Source organism: Gilliamella sp. LMG 34362, from assembly GCF_984569125.1.
Genome location: NZ_OZ474902.1, coordinates 1,753,765 through 1,771,419 on the forward strand (window position 1 = coordinate 1,753,765; position 17,655 = coordinate 1,771,419).

The 17,655-nt window shown below is 33.4% G+C and carries 13 protein-coding genes and 1 tRNA gene; 8 read left to right on the forward strand and 6 right to left on the reverse strand.

Translation table 11 applies throughout. The features are described 5' to 3' along the window. Positions 1 to 14: 14 nt before the first annotated feature. Entirely contained in the window at positions 15 to 1,430 is a 1,416-nt protein-coding gene (gene hutW, locus AC5LWZ_RS08110; RefSeq protein WP_493463447.1) for a heme anaerobic degradation radical SAM methyltransferase ChuW/HutW, read from the reverse strand. A gap of 252 nt (positions 1,431 to 1,682) precedes the next feature. Between hutW and AC5LWZ_RS08115 the strand changes: the two genes are divergently transcribed. The 4 genes from AC5LWZ_RS08115 to AC5LWZ_RS08130 all read left to right on the forward strand — a co-directional run bounded on the left by AC5LWZ_RS08115 (position 1,683) and on the right by AC5LWZ_RS08130 (position 8,563). Then, the gene (locus AC5LWZ_RS08115; RefSeq protein WP_493463448.1) at positions 1,683 to 2,534 is read left to right on the forward strand and encodes a heme/hemin ABC transporter substrate-binding protein; all 852 of its coding nucleotides are present in this window, start codon (positions 1,683 to 1,685) and stop codon (positions 2,532 to 2,534) included. 111 nt (positions 2,535 to 2,645) lie between these two features. Then, complete coding sequence (locus tag AC5LWZ_RS08120) at positions 2,646 to 4,949, forward strand: TonB-dependent receptor domain-containing protein (RefSeq protein ID WP_493463449.1); 2,304 nt, start codon at positions 2,646 to 2,648, stop codon at positions 4,947 to 4,949. 368 nt (positions 4,950 to 5,317) lie between these two features. Then, entirely contained in the window at positions 5,318 to 6,169 is an 852-nt protein-coding gene (locus tag AC5LWZ_RS08125) for a heme/hemin ABC transporter substrate-binding protein (RefSeq protein ID WP_110447700.1), read from the forward strand. Positions 6,170 to 6,259: 90 nt separating this feature from the next. Next, positions 6,260 to 8,563, forward strand: coding sequence for a TonB-dependent receptor domain-containing protein (locus AC5LWZ_RS08130; RefSeq protein WP_493463450.1), 2,304 nt, complete (start codon positions 6,260 to 6,262; stop codon positions 8,561 to 8,563). A 1,008-nt stretch (positions 8,564 to 9,571) separates the two neighbouring features. Here AC5LWZ_RS08130 and AC5LWZ_RS08135 read toward each other — a convergent pair. The 3 genes from AC5LWZ_RS08135 to dusA all read right to left on the reverse strand — a co-directional run bounded on the left by AC5LWZ_RS08135 (position 9,572) and on the right by dusA (position 12,993). Further along, a tRNA-Arg gene (locus AC5LWZ_RS08135) sits at positions 9,572 to 9,648 on the reverse strand. Between the two features lie 306 nt (positions 9,649 to 9,954). Then, entirely contained in the window at positions 9,955 to 11,970 is a 2,016-nt protein-coding gene (gene rep / locus AC5LWZ_RS08140; protein ID WP_493463451.1) for a DNA helicase Rep, read from the reverse strand. Between the two features lie 96 nt (positions 11,971 to 12,066). Next, positions 12,067 to 12,993 carry a tRNA dihydrouridine(20/20a) synthase DusA gene (gene dusA / locus AC5LWZ_RS08145; protein ID WP_493464195.1) on the reverse strand — a complete coding sequence of 309 codons (927 nt, stop codon included), beginning with the start codon at positions 12,991 to 12,993 and terminating at the stop codon, positions 12,067 to 12,069. A gap of 125 nt (positions 12,994 to 13,118) precedes the next feature. Here dusA and AC5LWZ_RS08150 point away from each other — a divergent pair, with 125 nt between their 5' ends. Beyond that, a complete protein-coding gene (locus tag AC5LWZ_RS08150) occupies positions 13,119 to 13,493 on the forward strand; it encodes a DUF5362 family protein (protein ID WP_493463452.1) in 375 nt (124 codons plus the stop codon). Between the two features lie 80 nt (positions 13,494 to 13,573). Here AC5LWZ_RS08150 and bamE read toward each other — a convergent pair whose 3' ends face one another. Beyond that, positions 13,574 to 14,041, reverse strand: a complete 468-nt coding sequence (gene bamE, locus AC5LWZ_RS08155; RefSeq protein WP_110447672.1) for an outer membrane protein assembly factor BamE — start codon at positions 14,039 to 14,041, stop codon at positions 13,574 to 13,576. A 210-nt stretch (positions 14,042 to 14,251) separates the two neighbouring features. Between bamE and bamJ the strand changes: the two genes are divergently transcribed. Next, positions 14,252 to 14,863, forward strand: a complete 612-nt coding sequence (gene bamJ / locus AC5LWZ_RS08160) for a BamJ family beta-barrel-assembly machinery protein (protein ID WP_110447671.1) — start codon at positions 14,252 to 14,254, stop codon at positions 14,861 to 14,863. Between the two features lie 37 nt (positions 14,864 to 14,900). On the opposite strand, the gene AC5LWZ_RS08165 is transcribed toward bamJ, so the two are convergent. Next, positions 14,901 to 16,094 carry an MFS transporter gene (locus AC5LWZ_RS08165; protein WP_198200175.1) on the reverse strand — a complete coding sequence of 398 codons (1,194 nt, stop codon included), beginning with the start codon at positions 16,092 to 16,094 and terminating at the stop codon, positions 14,901 to 14,903. Between the two features lie 134 nt (positions 16,095 to 16,228). Between AC5LWZ_RS08165 and dapB the strand changes: the two genes are divergently transcribed. Together dapB and tadA are read left to right on the forward strand one after the other, a co-directional pair. After that, a complete protein-coding gene (gene dapB / locus AC5LWZ_RS08170; RefSeq protein ID WP_493463453.1) occupies positions 16,229 to 17,050 on the forward strand; it encodes a 4-hydroxy-tetrahydrodipicolinate reductase in 822 nt (273 codons plus the stop codon). Between the two features lie 9 nt (positions 17,051 to 17,059). Next, positions 17,060 to 17,530, forward strand: coding sequence for a tRNA adenosine(34) deaminase TadA (tadA, locus tag AC5LWZ_RS08175; RefSeq protein WP_110447668.1), 471 nt, complete (start codon positions 17,060 to 17,062; stop codon positions 17,528 to 17,530). Positions 17,531 to 17,655: the final 125 nt, after the last annotated feature.

Sequence of the window (17,655 nt, forward strand, 5' to 3'; positions counted from 1 at the left end):
GTAATTTCCTTTAATCATTTGTTTTTTAAATGGATATTTTGCATATGAGGATGAGCTTTAGCTACACCATTACTTTTTTGCATGGTTTGTCTAGCTTGTGCCATTTGTTTTTGTAATTCGAGATGTTCAGGATTATTAAGTTGTAATAACAGTTGCTGTAAGGCTTGTAATAGATTACTCGACCAAAATCGTCCCGATAAGGTAAGTCGTAAACAGTGATCTTCATTTTGTAATAGCCCTACTTCATGCCATTGTTTGATTAGTGGATCAAACAATTCTGCACGATCGGTTAACTGAGTTAAATCAATTCGGCCTTTCTCGATACCAGCTTGTAACTTATGTAACCAATCGCCAAGTAATGGTTTATCTGTTAACATCATTATTGGTTTCTTACCTTGGTCTAATAATGCATAATACTGATTTAAATCACGATGGATCATATAGGATTGACCATTTAATTTACCACCAGCACAAGAACCAAATCCAAAAAAATGTGAGCCTTGCTTTATGAGAAAATTATATAAATTGCGCTCACGACTGGTTTTAGCCCAATGAGCATTAGTTAAATGTGTCCAGCCTTGTTTAGCTAAATACTTGGCACCTTGATGGTAAAAACCACATTTATCAATAACCGATGGTAATTCAATTCTTCTATTTTCAACCCCTTTCGCTAAAGGAGTAGTTGGCAAAAGATTTAAAGAATAAAGATCAACGCCATCAAGCGGAAGTTGATCGGCAATTGCTAAATCTCTTTGCCATGTAGCCGTTGTTTGATTAGGTAAACCAAACATTAAATCACAAACTAGTGCCACACTATCTCGTGAAGCAATGTTTTCGAAACGTTGAATAATCTCCTTTTCCGATGATTGGCGCCCTAATTTTTGTCTAATTTCAGTATTAAATGTTTGTACACCTATCGAAAAACGATTAGCTCCAGACTCAATATAACTATCAATTTTTTCATCATCAAAATCAGAAATTCGACCTTCTACGGTAATCTCACAATCAGGCGCTAAAGGGGCATGTTGTTTAAAATAACTAATTACTCGAGCTAATTGTCCAGTCGCCAATGCTGAAGGTGTTCCACCACCAAAATAAATAGCATGAATTGGGGCCGACTGCATTGCTTTACTATTGATTTCTAAAGATATTTCCTGTAGTAAATAGTCTATATAAGTTTTGGTATCAAACTTACGTAATGGATTTTGATAAAAACCACAAAACTGGCAATGAATATCACAAAAAGGAATATGTAAATAAATTAACCTTTTTTTGCCAGCTAAATTTGAATTTAGTAGGTTATTCCATTGTTGCTCTAATTCTGGAGGCGGAACAGGTAAACTGGCTTGTAATGGCATTACAGCCCAACGATCTTTAAAGGGTAAAACTGAATTTAAAGCGTAATAGGCACTTACATCAAATGATTTCATAACTTCCATTCATAAAAATAATCTTGCAGAATTAAATAATAATTATTCTCATTTATCAATATTTTTTTCATTATTTATTTATTTGTTATGTAATATGAATTTACTATTTATTTGAATAATAAAATTATTTTAGTTTTAGTTCCTATTTTTTTAAAACTTCTTATAAATTATTATTAATACATATTGATAATGATTATCATTTTCAATATATTGATTGGTCTATTTGTAAACTTTTTAATGAGAAAATACAGAATGAAAAAGAAATTTATGGCAAATATTTTATTATTCATATTCATTTTTAGTGTACATAACTTTACTAATTTCAGTTATGCAAATGAGAGAATTGTTATCGCTGGTGGCGCACTGACTGAAATTGTGTTTGCTCTGGGTGCTGGTGATCAGGTTGTCGGTGTTGATAGCACCAGTCACTTTCCTCAAACAGTAAAACAACTTCCTCAAATTGGTTATTTAAAATTACTAAATATTGAGTCAATACTATCTCTTAATCCCTCACTAGTTATTAGTTTCAATGATACTGAAACCGATAAGATTCTTCAGCAAATAACCCAAGCAAAAGTTGCTGTTCTAGCGTTGAAACGTGTACCAGCCACAATTGATTTACTTTATGAAAATATTAATAAGATTGCCGTAAAATTGGATAAACAAGAAAAAGGCCAAGAACTAATCAATCAAATCAAAAAGAATCTTTCTAATATCCAAACTCAAATAGCGACGCAACCACATAAAATAAAAGTGTTGTGTATCATGAATATGGGGGGAAGCATTTTGATTGCAGGAAAAAATACGACTACAGACGCTTTAATCACTATTGCTGGTGGTGAAAATCTTGCTACTCATAACAGTGTTAAAACTTATACAACTGAATCCTTAATTGCTATGAATCCAGAAGCTATTATTTTAACCACACATTCAATCAATGAATTAGGTGGTTTAGATAAAATCAATACTATTCCTGGTATTTCAGAGACAGAGGCATTTAAAAATAATCGAATTATCATTATTGATGATAGCTATTTGTTCGGCATTGGCCCAAGAGTAGATGATGCAGTAAAAATACTCTTTCAAGGTTTTTACCCTCAATAAATTTTTAGAATAACTATTTTTATATTTTTTATTAATATTTTTATCATTTGAAGCAATAAATGAGCGTTCTTGTTATTTATTACATTATCGATTAAAGGACTAGAATGTTAAATGTTAAATTTTAAATTTTTAAAAAATACCAGTTCATTAGCAATAGGTTTAACCTTAGCGTTACCTGCTATTGCTGCTGATAAACCTAATGAGCAAAACGATATTGATACTATTACCGTTACCGCCCATGAAACGACAAAAAAATCTGGAACAAGTTCCGAAATTTCGGAACAAGATATTCGCCGAGATGGTGGGACTAATTTTGGCACCATTATGCGTTATCAACCGCTGATATCAGCATCTGGTAGTATTTCCGGCTCAGGTAGTGGTAAAAGCAGTTGGGATCGTGGTGGATTTACTGGTTATAACATCCGTGGTTTAGATGCTAACCGTGTTTCAATCGATATTGATGGTATGCCATTACCTATTGCCCAAGGTCGAGTTAATGGTGTTGGTCGGGCCGGATTTGGTTCTTATGGTATTGGACGAGATTATATTGATACTTATATGTACAATAAAGTTGATATCCAATCAGGCGCAACCTCGGTAAGTAACGCTAACAATGCTTTAGGAGGCTCCGTATCATTTCAAACTAAAACCGCCAGTTATTATCTTTATCCAGGAAAAACCAGTTATTTCGGTTTTCAAAACAACTATGACAGTGCCGACCGAAGTTATCATCAGGGTTTAACCATGGCTGGTGGTGATGAGTATCTCAATGGTATTTTGGTATTAAGTCGACACGATGGGCAACAAACGCGTAATCATGGCGATTCAATCAATAGTTATCCAGAAAATTGGCATTCTAATTCAATCTTAGCCGGTTTTGGTTGGCAAATGACCGATGAACATTTAATCAACACCACTGTTGATTACAATAATAAAACCAAAAACGCTCATTATGATACTTGGGATAGGTATGGTAAAAAGATTGAATCATTTGATAAACAAAGAAGCAAAAACAATCGTTTCAATCTTGCAATTAAAGATCAATGGAAACCGACAAATATCAGTTGGATTGATAGTTTAACCACACAGTTGAATTATCAACAAACCCATGTCTATGACAGTACCGATCTCCGTCACAAAACTAGAGGTAATTTTAATACCCAAACGAACTACAATACCAAAGCTTATAACTTTATTACCACTTTAATCAAAAGTTATGATAATCAACGCATTAGTGCTGGATTAAATGGTAAATGGAGTGAAGATGAATCACCATTTTTTACATCGGCTGAATCAGAAAATATCATTATTCTTCCCGATGGTCCATATAGTAAGCCACAAGCCGATAGTCGTAGTTATCAACTCGGTGGCTTCTTCGAAGATCAGATAAACTTTAATGTTAATGACAGTAATAATTTTTATTTAGTCCCCGGTGTCAGAGCTGTTTACCAAAATACTAAACCGCGTAATCTTGAAAATATGTCAGTGACGAATATTAATAGCAATCGATTAGGTAAACAATACAATAGTAACAGCGATTTTAAAGTATTGCCTTCGATAGCATTTATGTATGACATTACCCCTGATTTTACTGCCTATTTACAGTATCAACGTGCAGCACAAATGCCTAATCAGAATCAGCTTTATGGCTCTTATTTAGCCCATAGTAGTATTGCTTTATTAGTTGGTGATTCAAATCTTAAAACCGAAACTAGTGACAACTTTGAATTAGGTTTAAAAGGCCAACCTGTATCAGGTGTGACACTTTCATCATCAGCTTTTTATAATAAATATAAAAACTTTATCGCTTATACTCGCTATAAAAAAGATTTTTTAGGCATTGGTAATCGTATTGTTTATCAAGCAGAGAACCGTGATAAAGCTTATATTTATGGTGCTGAACTAAGCAGTGAATTCAATATTGGAAAATGGATTGAACCGGTTAATGGTTTAAGTGCCAGATTTGCAATTGGTTATAACCAAGGCAAATCAAAATCAAGTTATTTAGGAGATAAATATATTGAAATGGACTCTATTGCTCCAATAAAAAGCATTATCGGCTTAGCATGGGATGATCCAAATAAGTTTTATGGTATAGCAATTACGGCAACTTTCCAAAAAGGCAAAAAAAAGGAAGCTACATCTCGTGAAACTTATAACAATGAAGGTAAACCTATCCCTAATTCCAAAGATGATTACTTTAGAATTGCTGGTCATGGTATTGTCGATTTAACAGGTTATATCAATATTACAAAAAATGTGAAACTAAATGGTGGGATCTACAATCTTACTGATCAAAAATATTGGGATTATCTAAGTAATAATAAATTATATAGTACATCAGATCATAAATACCTAGATATGTTTACGGCACCAAGTCGTACTTTCCAATTAGGTTTAAATATTGATTTTTAATCTTAAAAAATAATCACTCCACCGATAATTGGTGGAGTTGATAAAAATAGTTTTTTTCAGAGAAAAAATAACAACTAAAATTCATTATTAATTATCATCAAATGATGACTTAACCTGCATTTATAGCTGTAATTGTTGATTATTTAGCTAATAATTGGGAGTATTTGAAAAAATTTTTTCAATTTTATTTTTATAATTTATTGATTATAAATTTATTATTTATTTAAAAAAAAGTTTATTTTTATTCTTAAATTTGCTTTTTTTTTTGCCCTGCTACAGCAAATCCCTATAGATTTTATGTTGATAATGGTTATCATTTTCACTATATTATCCAGTCTAATTTTTAAGCCATGGTAGGTACATAAATCATGAAAAAGAAGTTTATGGGAAAATTGGTGCTATTTTTGCTAATTTTCAGTATTAATAGCTTTATTAATGTTTGTTCAGCTAGTCAAAGAATCGTTATTGCCGGCGGCGCCCTTACTGAAATTGTGTTTGCTCTGGGTGCTGGTGATCAGGTTGTCGGCGTAGATAAAACAAGTAGTTTTCCTGAAAAAGTTAAACAATTGCCACAAATTGGTTATTGGAAATTATTAAACATTGAAGGCATTTTATCGTTAAAACCATCACTGTTTATCACGTTAAATGATGTTGAACCTGAAAATATTATTGATCAAGTTAATCAGTCAAAAGTAGATGTTCTAGCGTTGAAACGTGTACCAGGGACAATTGAATTACTTTACGAAAATATTAATAAAATTGCAGTTAAATTAGATAAACAAAAAGAAGGTCAAGTGCTCATCAATCAAATCAGGACGAATCTTGCTGACCTAGAAACGAAAATTACTACACACCCACAAAAAACTAAGGTTTTAGCTTTAATGAGCATGGGAGGAACTAACTCAGTAGCAGGGAAAAACACAACTATTGATGCATTAATCACCATTGCTGGTGGTGAAAATCTTGCTAATCATAATAGCTTTAAAAGTTATACTGCCGAATCATTAATTACTCTTAATCCGGAAGTCATCATATTGAATAAACATTCAATTGATCAACTAGGCGGACTAGATAAAGTTAATACTATTCCAGGTATTATTGAAACTGCAGCGTTTAAAAATAATCGAATTACCATTATTGATGATAGCTATTTGTTCGGCATTGGCCCACGAGTTGATGAAGCAGCCAAAATACTTTTCCAAAGTTTTTATCCACAATAAGTTATTTTAAAGAATTTAATAAAATTTTTAATAATTGAAGCAATAGATGTGCACTTTATTATTTAGTATATCAGGTTTGAAAGGACTAACATGTTAAAGTTTAAATATTTAAAAAATACCAGTTCATTAGCAATAGGTTTAACCTTAGCGTTACCTGCTATTGCTGCTGATAAACCTAATGAGCAAAACGATATTGATACTATTACCGTTACCGCTCATGAAGCAACGAAAAAACCCGGAACAAATACCGAAATTTCGGAACAAGATATTCGCCGTGATGGTGGGACTAATTTTGGCACCATTATGCGTTATCAACCGCTGATATCAGCATCTGGTAGTATTTCCGGCTCAGGTAGTGGCAAAAGCAGTTGGGACCGAGGTGGATTTACTGGTTATAACATCCGTGGTTTAGATGCTAACCGTGTTTCAATCGATATTGATGGTATGCCATTACCTATTGCCCAAGGTCGGGTTAATTCAGTAGGTCGAGCTGGATTTGGATCTTATGGTATCGGGCGAGATTATATCGATACTTATATGTACAATAAAGTTGATATCCAATCAGGCGCAACCTCGGTAAGTAACGCTAACAATGCTTTAGGAGGCTCCGTATCATTTCAAACTAAAACCGCCAGTTATTATCTTTATCCAGGAAAAACCAGTTATTTCGGTTTCCAAAACAACTATGATAGCGCCGACCGAAGTTATCATCAGGGTTTAACCATGGCTGGTGGTGATGAGTATCTCAATGGTATTTTGGTATTAAGTCGACGCGATGGGCAACAAACGCGTAATCATGGCGATTCAATCAGTAGCTATCCAGAAAATTGGCATTCTAATTCAATCTTAGCTGGTTTTGGTTGGCAAATGACCGATGAACATTTAATCAACACCACTGTTGATTACAATAATAAAACCAAAAACGCTCATTATGATACTTGGGATAGATATGGTAAAAAAGTTGAATCATTTGATAAACAAAGAAGCAAAAACAATCGTTTCAATCTTGCAATTAAAGATCAATGGAAACCGACAAATATCAATTGGATTGATAGTTTAACCACACAATTGAATTATCAACGAACTAATGTTTATGACAGTACCGACCTCCGTCATAAAACTAAAGGCAATTTTAATACCCAAACTAACTATAACACGAAATCTTATAACTTTATTACAACTCTAATCAAAAGTTATGATAATCAAAGCATTAGTGCTGGATTAAATGGTAAATGGAGCGAAGATGAATCGCCATTCTTCTCATCAGCTAAATCTCCAAATGCATCATTTTTTCCTGATGGAGATTATAGTAAACCTCAAGCCGATAGCCGTAGTTATCAACTCGGTGGCTTCTTCGAAGATCGGATAAACTTTAATGTTAATGACAGTAATAATTTTTATTTAGTTCCCGGTGTCAGAGCTGTTTACCAAAATACTAAACCGCGCAACCTTGAAAATATGTCATTATCAAAAATAAATAGTAGTCAATTGGGTAAACAATACAATAGCAATAGCGATTTTAAAGTATTACCATCCATGGCATTTATGTATGATATTACCCCTGATTTTACTGCTTATTTACAATATAAGCGAGCTGCACAAATGCCAAATCAGAACCAACTTTATGGCTCTTATTTAGCACATAACACTAAGTATGTATTAGTGGGTGATTCAAACCTAAAAACTGAAACTAGTGACAACTTTGAATTAGGTTTAAAAGGGCAACCTGTATCAGGTGTGACACTTTCATCATCAGCTTTTTATAATAAATATAAAAACTTTATCGCTTATACTCGCTATAATAAAAACTTCGTTGGCGTTGGTAACCGTATTGTTTATCAAGCAGAGAACCGTGATAAAGCCTATATTTATGGTGCTGAACTAAGCAGTGAATTCAATATTGGAAAATGGATTGAACCGGTTAATGGTTTAAGTGCCAGATTCGCAATTGGTTATAACCAAGGCAAATCAAAATCGAGTTATTTAGGGGATAAATATATTGAAATGGATTCTATTGCCCCAATGAAAAGCACTATCGGCTTAGCATGGGACGATCCGAACAAATTTTATGGTGTAGCAATTACGGCAACTTTCCAAAAAGGCAAAAAAACTGAAGCAACATCTCGTGAAAGTTATGGTAATGATGGTAAACCAATTGCTAAATCTAAAGATGATTACTTTAGAATTGCTGGTCATGGTATTGTTGATTTAACAGGTTATATCAATATCACCAAAAATGTGAAACTAAATGGTGGGATCTACAATCTTACTGATCAAAAATATTGGGATTATCTAAGTAATAATAAATTATACAGTACATCAGATCATAAATACCTAGATATGTTTACTGCACCTGGCCGTACATTCCAACTAGGTTTAGACATTGATTTCTAAAATCAAATTATCCCAAGAATCAAATAACCCGCTTTTGCGGGTTATTTGATTATCATAACTGATATAACTATTGATTAACTTTATTTTTTGAATAATAAGAGTATATAGCAAAATCAGTTTAATCTTTTTAGCTATACTTTAATTTCAAGCAAAAATAAACTATTTAATCATTTAATTAAATCAAATAATTACATGATTATTGTAATCTTTGTTATATTATGCTCTTTTTTATCCAACTGAAAATCTAGGTGCAAAAATTAAGAAGAGAAACATGAAAAGATAACAACATATAGGAACAATTATAAAAAATATCCCGGTAATTCTTAAAAATTTATGAGATGAGAATAAAAGCAATATACCAATCGCTAATACAGCAAAATAAACCCACCAATAAATAATCAAGGTAAGTAAAAACACTCCCCAACCATTTAACACCATATTTAATTCCTTTTAAATCGTTTTTTATCTACTGCCATAGATTCTATCATTATTTGAAAAATTTAAAAGCATGTGAAAAATAGATATTATTAATAAGTCACTATAAAACAAATCTAAAGCTATAATTGTGTTAATAACAACCAAACTACAATATGAGTATCAAAGCAACTGAAAACTAGACACAATTAATTCGCCAAAATGAATTAAATAACAATAAAACGTTGGAGATGATAAAAAAAGCTTCTTAAAATACACAACACTTAAGCCATTATTATTAACAACTTGCTTGTTAATAATTTTTATATAATCCCTACCGCATTGAAACTTAGAAGATAATTAATTGTTGTTAAATAATTTTATCGGTTTTTTCATTGTAAAAATAAAAATCAAATAGTTAATGATATTTTATTTATAATGAAAAAATCAAAACAAAGCTTTTTTTATTAGCCGCCTGAGTAAGCAGATATTCAGGAATGTAATGCCGTGTTAATAATCTTGTGTCAGTATTATCATATAAAACTACTTATTGAGGGATTTTTAGAATATATTTAAACTTATTTGAAATTCGGATGGCGTCCCCTACAGGATTCGAACCTGTGACCTACGGCTTAGAAGGCCGTTGCTCTATCCAGCTGAGCTAAGGAGACATTAAGTAGCAGAATTAATATAACGCAGAGTATTATATAAAGCTATTTTGATCCGTCAATGCTTTTTAATCGATTATTAGGTTATATAGTCAAAATATCATCAATTTAATGGCATAATCGCTATATTGAAAATTTTTCTAATAAAAAATCGAGTATTTTGCTAAAAATAAATAAAAATTTATTTATTATTAAGCCTAAAAAACCCCTTTCCTCAATATTTTATATTATTGTTAATTTAGTCTGATTTAATTATAAATCATGATAGCAATTCGATGGCTGTCTTATCTCAATTGAAATATTAGTCTTTTATTTAGCATTGGCTATTTGTGCTTTTAGCATAGCTAAACGACTTTGCCCTTGTTGCATCTTTTTCTCAGGTGATAATTCATGACGCTGATCTTGCCATACTAAATCGTCTTGAGGAAGTTCAAGTAAAAAGCGGCTTGGTTCTACATAAACTGTTTCTCCAAATTGTTTTCTCTGTCGACTAAATGAAAAGGTCAATTCCCGTTGTGCTCGAGTGATGCCAACATAAGCAAGCCGTCGTTCTTCTTCAATATTATCTTCATCTATACTGGTTTGATGTGGCAATAATCCTTCTGACATGCCAATTAAGTATACATAAGGAAACTCAAGCCCTTTAGACGCATGTAATGTCATTAATTGTACTTGATCCAGCTCTTCTTCTGTTTCATTACGCTCTAACATATCACGCAAGGTAAATCTAGCTACAGCCTGCTCTAAAGTTAATCCTTCATCGATATCATCACCCTGTAACATATCATTTAACCAGCTCACCAACTGTTCTACATTACGCATGCGCATTTGCCCAGCCGTTGGCGAAGATGAGGTTTCATAGATCCAACTTTCATAATGAATACCATGTAAGAGTTCATGAATGGCAGCCATCGGCTCTATATGTGATTTTTCAATCAAAGAATCAAACCAGTGAATAAAGGTATGCAATGTCTCCATGCGTTTACCTGAAAGTAATTCCGTTAATCCCATATCATGGCTTGCTTTATATAAGCTAACTCCACGATGATTTGCCCACTCCCCTAATTTTTGGATGGTTGCAGGTCCAATTTCACGTTTTGGGGTATTAATAATCCGAATAAATGCATTATCATCGTCAGGATTGGTTAATAATCGAAGATAGGCCATTAAATCTTTGATTTCAATTCGAGCAAAAAAAGATGTACCGCCTGAAATTCGATAAGGAATTCGATATTGCATTAGCATTTTTTCAATTAAACGAGATTGATGGTTACCTCGATACAAAATGGCATATTGACCATATTGGCTATTATTGGCAAATCGATGTCCAATTAAGTCATTAACCACTTTTTCTGCTTCATGTTCTTCATTATCAGCTGATATAACTTTTAGATGTTCTCCATAACCGAGTTCGGAAAATAATTTCTTTTCAAAGATGTGAGGGTTATTTTCAATTAAAATATTGGCAACTTTTAATATTCTTCCTGATGATCGGTAATTTTGTTCTAACTTAATTACTTCTAGTTGAGGAAAGTCCTGCTTGAGTAAAACTAAATTTTTAGGACGGGCACCACGCCATGAATAAATTGATTGATCATCATCGCCGACAACCGTAAATTTAGCTCGGCTACCTACCAATAATTTAATAAATTCATATTGACTAGTATTGGTATCTTGATACTCATCAATTAATAGATAACGAATACGGTTTTGCCATTTTTCTCTAACTTCTTCATTGGTTTTTAATAGCAATGTCGGTAATAAAATAAGATCGTCAAAATCTAATATGCTACATGCTTTAAGTTGCTTTTCATAAAGTTGATAACAATGAGCAAATAGCTTTTCTTTATTAGTTTGTGCTCTCGCCATTGCAATGGTTGAATCAACAATATCATTCTTCCAATTCGAAATAGTTGAACGTAACTGATTAATAAGATCTTTATCACCATCTAACCATTGCTGGGTAAGCTCTTTGAGCAAAGCGAATTGATCATGATCATCAAATAGTGAAAAATTAGCTTTAATACCAAGATGTTTATATTCTCGACGTACAATATCTAGTCCTAAGGTATGGAAGGTTGAAATTTTTAACCCTCTTGCCTCAGGCTTACTCAACGATTGGGCTATGCGTTCTTTCATTTCCCGAGCCGCTTTATTAGTAAAAGTCACGGCAACAATATGTCGAGGCAAATATTCTTTTATCCGAATTAAATAAGCAATTTTATTAATAATTACTCGAGTTTTACCTGAACCCGCACCTGCTAGTACCAGACAAGGCCCTGAAACATATTCGACAGCTTGTTGTTGACTTGAATTTAAACGCACAGAAGAGAACCCTAAGTAAAATTGTTCGCTAGTATATACTGAACCGTCAAGCATGTGCAATCAAGCATACTTCGAAACATCTCATAACATTTGTTGCTATTGAATAAAAGTTAATGCCTGTTCAACAACTTCTATTCCTACCCCTTTTTTATGGGCATTTTCACTCAAATAGCGTCGCCACTGTTTAGCCCCCTTTCTACCATTAAAGATACCTAAAGTATGGCGCATAATATGATTGAGTTGAGCACCTTGAGTTAGCTGCGTTTCAATATAAGGATAAAGTTCTTGTATTGCAGCTATAGGCTCAGGAATTGGAGCATCAGAACCAAAGATTTGTTGATCAATTTGCGTAAGTAGAATAGGATTTTGATAAGCCTCGCGACCAACCATAACACCATCAACAAAAGTTAAATGCTGTTTGATTTCATCAATGGTTTTAATTCCTCCATTTATGGCGATTGTTAGATGAGGATAATCACGTTTCAATTGATATACTCGCTCATAATCAAGTGGTGGCACTTCGCGATTTTCTTTTGGACTAAGTCCGGAAAGCCAAGCTTTACGAGCATGTACAATAAATGTTTCGCTATAAGGCATAACTTTTTCAATAAATTCACATAAAAATTCATAACTATCTTGATTATCAATACCAATACGTGTTTTTACCGTTACGGGAATACTAACTGCATTTTGCATTGCATTAATACAATTTGCGACTAAATCAGCTTTCGCCATTAAACAGGCACCAAACATGCCATTTTGTACGCGGTCGGAAGGGCATCCGACATTGAGATTGATTTCGTCATATCCTCGTTCTTCGGCTAATTTTGCACATTTAGCCAATGCAATAGGATCACTTCCACCTAGTTGAAGACTCAAAGGATGTTCTTGGCTATTAAAAGCTAAATAATCGCCTTTACCAAATAAAATTGCCCCTGTAGTTACCATTTCACTATAAAGTAACGTCTGTTTAGTCAAAATACGATGAAAATAACGACAATGTTTATCCGTCCAATCCAACATGGGAGCTATTGAAAAACGATTTAATGTAGATTTTTTTTGCAAATTAGCCTCGACATAAAAAAATAAAATGTTATTCTATCCGCCATTTTTTGATAGTACAACAATATATAATTTAAGGAATAAATATGGATCTTAATCAATCGAAAAGTATTACTATTAATTCAACTGAAATGTTAAAAAAACAGATGAAATTTATAGCAATAATGCAACAAATCTATGGAGTTATAATGATAATTATCGGCGCCTTATCTTGTTTAGGGATCATATCCGCTATCATCGGTATTCCGGTAATTTTAGCTGGCGTAAAACTATTCAAATCAGGCAGCACATTTGGTATGGCTGCAAATTTTGATAACGAACGAAATCTTGTTGAAGCTATTGAAAATTTACATGGTTATTGGAAGTTTACATTAATTGCTTTTATTTGTTCAATTGTATTTTTCATCATTTATATGATTCTTATAGTGGCTCTTATTTCTTCTATTGGTGGTCACTACTAATAGACCGATTTAATCGAATTTAACATTGATTGAACATAGATATAAAAAACCTCGTTATTATTAACGAGGTTTTTTTGATTCTATTCTGATTCCGATTCGAGTTCTGATGAAGTTTCCGATGATTGTTGATTAGTTAGATTATCATTGTCATCTTCAGACTTAATGTCAATAGGATCTGAAATTTCCTGTTTATTCATTTCCTCTAATGACAAAGAACCTTCTAATGTAGAAGTTTTAATATCACTCACTACCCCCATCCCATCAAAATAAACGGCATAAGTGATTTGGCTCACATTACCATGGCGTGGCTGTTGGCGAAAAACATAATACCAAACATTATCCCCAAAAGATGAGGTTAACATTGGCGATCCCATAATAAATACCACCTGCTCTTTGCTTTGGCCTACTTGTAATAATTCTATTGCATCTTTTGTTACATAATTACCTTGATTGATATCAGGTCGATAAACCCAACGATCAACAAGTGAACAACCAGTTAGTAACATACTGGTCACAATAGCAAGCGAAATAGATTTACGAAACGGCATTTAAAATCATCCATTCAAAAATACAATAAAACTTATTATCGCTGATATTTTAACTAAGCGCTAGATAAAATAGTAAATTCTTCTCTAAATTTATATTAGAAAGCATTGTTATATTGATGATAATTAATAGGAGTTGATATTTTTCTTCTTATCTTTAATCGTAATGCTCTATAATAACTAACTTAATATTAACAATATGACAGGTAAAAAATGAAATTAGATACTATTGAGCAAAAAGCAAGTTACGCAATTGGACTACAAATTGGCCAGCAACTGAAAGAGTCGGGCTTAAATAATTTAGAACTTAATGCACTAAAATTAGCTATGGAAGATGTATTAAGTGGTAACCAACCGGCTTTACCTTTACAAGAATTGCATGATGCTCTTCGTCACGTTCATGAACAAGCTTCTAAAGAAAAAGCGAAGCAAGCTGAAAAAATTGCCCAAGCAGGAAAAGACTTTTTAACGGAAAATCTTAAAAAAGACGGCATAAAATCAACTGAATCAGGTTTACAATACGAAATAGTTAAACAAGGTACTGGCGCATATCCAAAAGCAACTGACCGAGTGCAAGTTCATTATACTGGACAGCTAATCGATGGCACGGTATTTGATAGTTCAGTTGAACGAGGTCAACCGGCTGAATTCCCTGTTAATGGTGTTATTCGTGGTTGGGTTGAAGCGTTACAATTAATGCCTGAAGGCTCAAAATGGCGGTTATATATTCCTCAAGAATTAGCTTATGGTTCTCAAGGTGCAGGAGCGTCGATTCCACCGTATAGTACTCTAATTTTTGATGTTGAATTGTTAAAGGTTCTCTAATAAAAATGGACGTAGATAGCGTCCATTTTTGTTATATTTAACTATTACGTATTTTAGGTAAGTAGCAAGTACATAACGCAGCTAACAATAATAAAGCACTGGCTATACCAAAGGCAATAAAGTGATTATGCCATGTGTCATAGGCCCATCCACCCAACCACGAACCAATCATTGCGCCAATTTGGTGACCTAAATAGGTTAAACCTGAAAGCAAACCAACAATTTTTACACCGTAAATATCAGCAGATATGGCACTTGATAAAGATAAAGCGCCAGCCCAGACTAACCCACCTAATAAGGCTATGGTATAAAGTTGCCATTGCGTTGCTGCAATAACTAATGCTATAAATCCTATACCCCGAACAAAATAGATCATAGCTAATACAAATTTTCGTGGCACAATATCTGAAATATAGCCAAGCAGTAATGTGCTAAATATTGCCACCAGACCAATTAAACCTAGTCCAGAAGAACTGGTTATTGAATCAAACCCATGATCCATTAACATAGGAACACCGTGAGTCCCAAGTAAATTCATGCTAAATCCACAAGTAAACAAACCAAAACTAAGTAACCAAAAAGGTCGCGTTTTTAAGACTTGACCTAACGTCATTTCAGGTTTTAAATCATGATTACTTTCAGTTGTTTCAGTATCACTTTTTTTATCTTTCATAATAAAGAGCGCTATCGGTAAAGCTAAAAGCATAAAAAATAGTGAAAATGCTATCAATGTAGTTTGCCATCCATAATGTGGAATAAAATAAGCAAATACAGGTAACATAACGGCAATGCCCGCCATACTACCACTCGATAAAATAAACAAGGCCAATCCGCGATGTTTGCTAAACCAGCGAACAACAATCGGTGTAAAACTTACCGAACCGACAAACGAGGTACCAAAAGATAACGCGATACCAAAGGATAATAAAAAATTCCAATAATCAGTTATATTAGCAGCCCAAACAGACGAAATAATAATAATTATTGAACCTAATAATAATACAAAGCGTGTTCCATATTTGCTAACTAAATAACCGGCTATTGGCATCGCAATTCCTGAAAACAGCATACCAATGGCAATAATACTTGATAAAGTACTACGGCTAAATTGTAGATCATTGGCAATAGGTAAAAAGAATACCCCCATGCTCATACGTAATCCACTTGAAAGTAGAGTTAACAACGCTGCTGCAATAACAATGTTCCACCCAAAATACCATTTACAACACATAACGTATCCTATTTTTATTATAAGAATAATAGGAACAAAGTATAACATTTTGCCTTTTAGCTGGTATATAACTTAATAGTTTTCCGCTATAATATTTGTTTATGTATGTAAGGTGATAATGTAAGGAAAGTTATATGTCTACAAGTATGATTCGCATCGCTATTGCTGGCGCCGGAGGTAAGATGGGTCGTCAACTCATTCAAGCTGTATCTCAAATTGAAGGTGTGACTTTAGGCGCTGCTTTTGAAAGAGTAGGATCATCGTTGATAGGTAGTGATGCTGGTGAGCTTGCTGGTATTGGACTGTGTGGTGTAAAAGTCACTGATAATCTATTAAAAGCAAAAGATCAGTTTGATGTATTAATTGATTTTACTCGTCCTGAAGGGACTCTAGCACATCTAACTTTTTGTGTCGAACATAAGAAAATGATGATAATCGGCACAACTGGCTTTGATGAAGCAGGTAAACAAGCAATTGCTAATGCCGCACAACAAATTGCAATTGTATTTGCTGCTAACTTCAGCGTTGGTGTTAACTTAGTACTTAAATTACTTGAAAAAGCCACCCAAATTATGGGTGATTATACTGATATCGAAATTATCGAAGCCCATCATCGTCATAAAGTCGATGCCCCATCAGGTACCGCTCTTGCTATGGGCGAAGCTATTGCTGATGCACTTGGTTGTAACTTAAATGAACGTGCAGTTTATTGCCGAGAAGGCCATACCGGAGAAAGACAAAAAGGTGCAATTGGTTTTGCTACTATTCGAGCTGGTGATATTGTAGGTGAACATACTGCTATCTTTGCTGATGTTGGGGAACGAGTTGAAATTAGTCATAAAGCTTCAAGTCGAATGACATTTGCTAATGGAGCAGTACGTGCTGCATTATGGCTTGCTAAGCAGCCGGTTGGACTTTATGATATGCGTGATGTACTTAATCTAAATAATTTATAATATTAAAGCATGACAGATGAAATTTGGATGCGTCATGCATTAGAATTGGCAAAATGCGCTGAATCTATAGGAGAAATTCCGGTCGGCGCAGTAATTGTTGATGAAAACGGACAACTTATTGGTGAAGGATTTAATCAATCAATTATTAAGCATAACCCAACTGCTCATGCAGAAATCATGGCGATTGAACAAGCAGGTCGATTTTTACACAACTACCGTTTAGTCAATACAACATTGTATGTTACTCTTGAACCTTGTATTATGTGTGCAGGTGCTATTATACATAGTCGAATCAAACGTGTAGTGTATGGTGCTAGTGATTATAAAACTGGTGCTGCTGGTTCTTATATCAATATTCTTTCCAGAACGGGCATTAATCATTTTGCCCAAATAACTAGTGGTGTTTTAGCTAGTGAATGTAGCTCAATGTTAAGCAACTTTTTCAAAAAACGTCGTTTAGAAAAAAAACAAAATAAATAATATTGTCATATTACAGTTAACCATTGACTTAATATTAAAAAATGAATTCTATAAATCATTTGTTAATTATTTGATAAAATATTGGCTTAGTTATTCTTTTTACCTGCGAAAATTGCTAAAATCTA

Excerpts from the sequence above, each read along its gene's own strand:
- hutW (WP_493463447.1), bottom strand. The coding sequence starts at position 1,430 with ATGAAATCATTTGATGTAAGTGCCTATTACGCTTTAAATTCAGTTTTA.
- AC5LWZ_RS08115 (WP_493463448.1), top strand. The coding sequence starts at position 1,683 with ATGAAAAAGAAATTTATGGCAAATATTTTATTATTCATATTCATTTTT.
- AC5LWZ_RS08120 (WP_493463449.1), top strand. The coding sequence starts at position 2,646 with ATGTTAAATTTTAAATTTTTAAAAAATACCAGTTCATTAGCAATAGGT.
- AC5LWZ_RS08125 (WP_110447700.1), top strand. The coding sequence starts at position 5,318 with ATGAAAAAGAAGTTTATGGGAAAATTGGTGCTATTTTTGCTAATTTTC.
- AC5LWZ_RS08130 (WP_493463450.1), top strand. The coding sequence starts at position 6,260 with ATGTTAAAGTTTAAATATTTAAAAAATACCAGTTCATTAGCAATAGGT.
- dusA (WP_493464195.1), bottom strand. The coding sequence starts at position 12,993 with ATGTTGGATTGGACGGATAAACATTGTCGTTATTTTCATCGTATTTTG.
- AC5LWZ_RS08150 (WP_493463452.1), top strand. The coding sequence starts at position 13,119 with ATGGATCTTAATCAATCGAAAAGTATTACTATTAATTCAACTGAAATG.
- bamE (WP_110447672.1), bottom strand. The coding sequence starts at position 14,041 with ATGCCGTTTCGTAAATCTATTTCGCTTGCTATTGTGACCAGTATGTTA.
- bamJ (WP_110447671.1), top strand. The coding sequence starts at position 14,252 with ATGAAATTAGATACTATTGAGCAAAAAGCAAGTTACGCAATTGGACTA.
- AC5LWZ_RS08165 (WP_198200175.1), bottom strand. The coding sequence starts at position 16,094 with ATGTGTTGTAAATGGTATTTTGGGTGGAACATTGTTATTGCAGCAGCG.
- dapB (WP_493463453.1), top strand. The coding sequence starts at position 16,229 with ATGTCTACAAGTATGATTCGCATCGCTATTGCTGGCGCCGGAGGTAAG.
- tadA (WP_110447668.1), top strand. The coding sequence starts at position 17,060 with ATGACAGATGAAATTTGGATGCGTCATGCATTAGAATTGGCAAAATGC.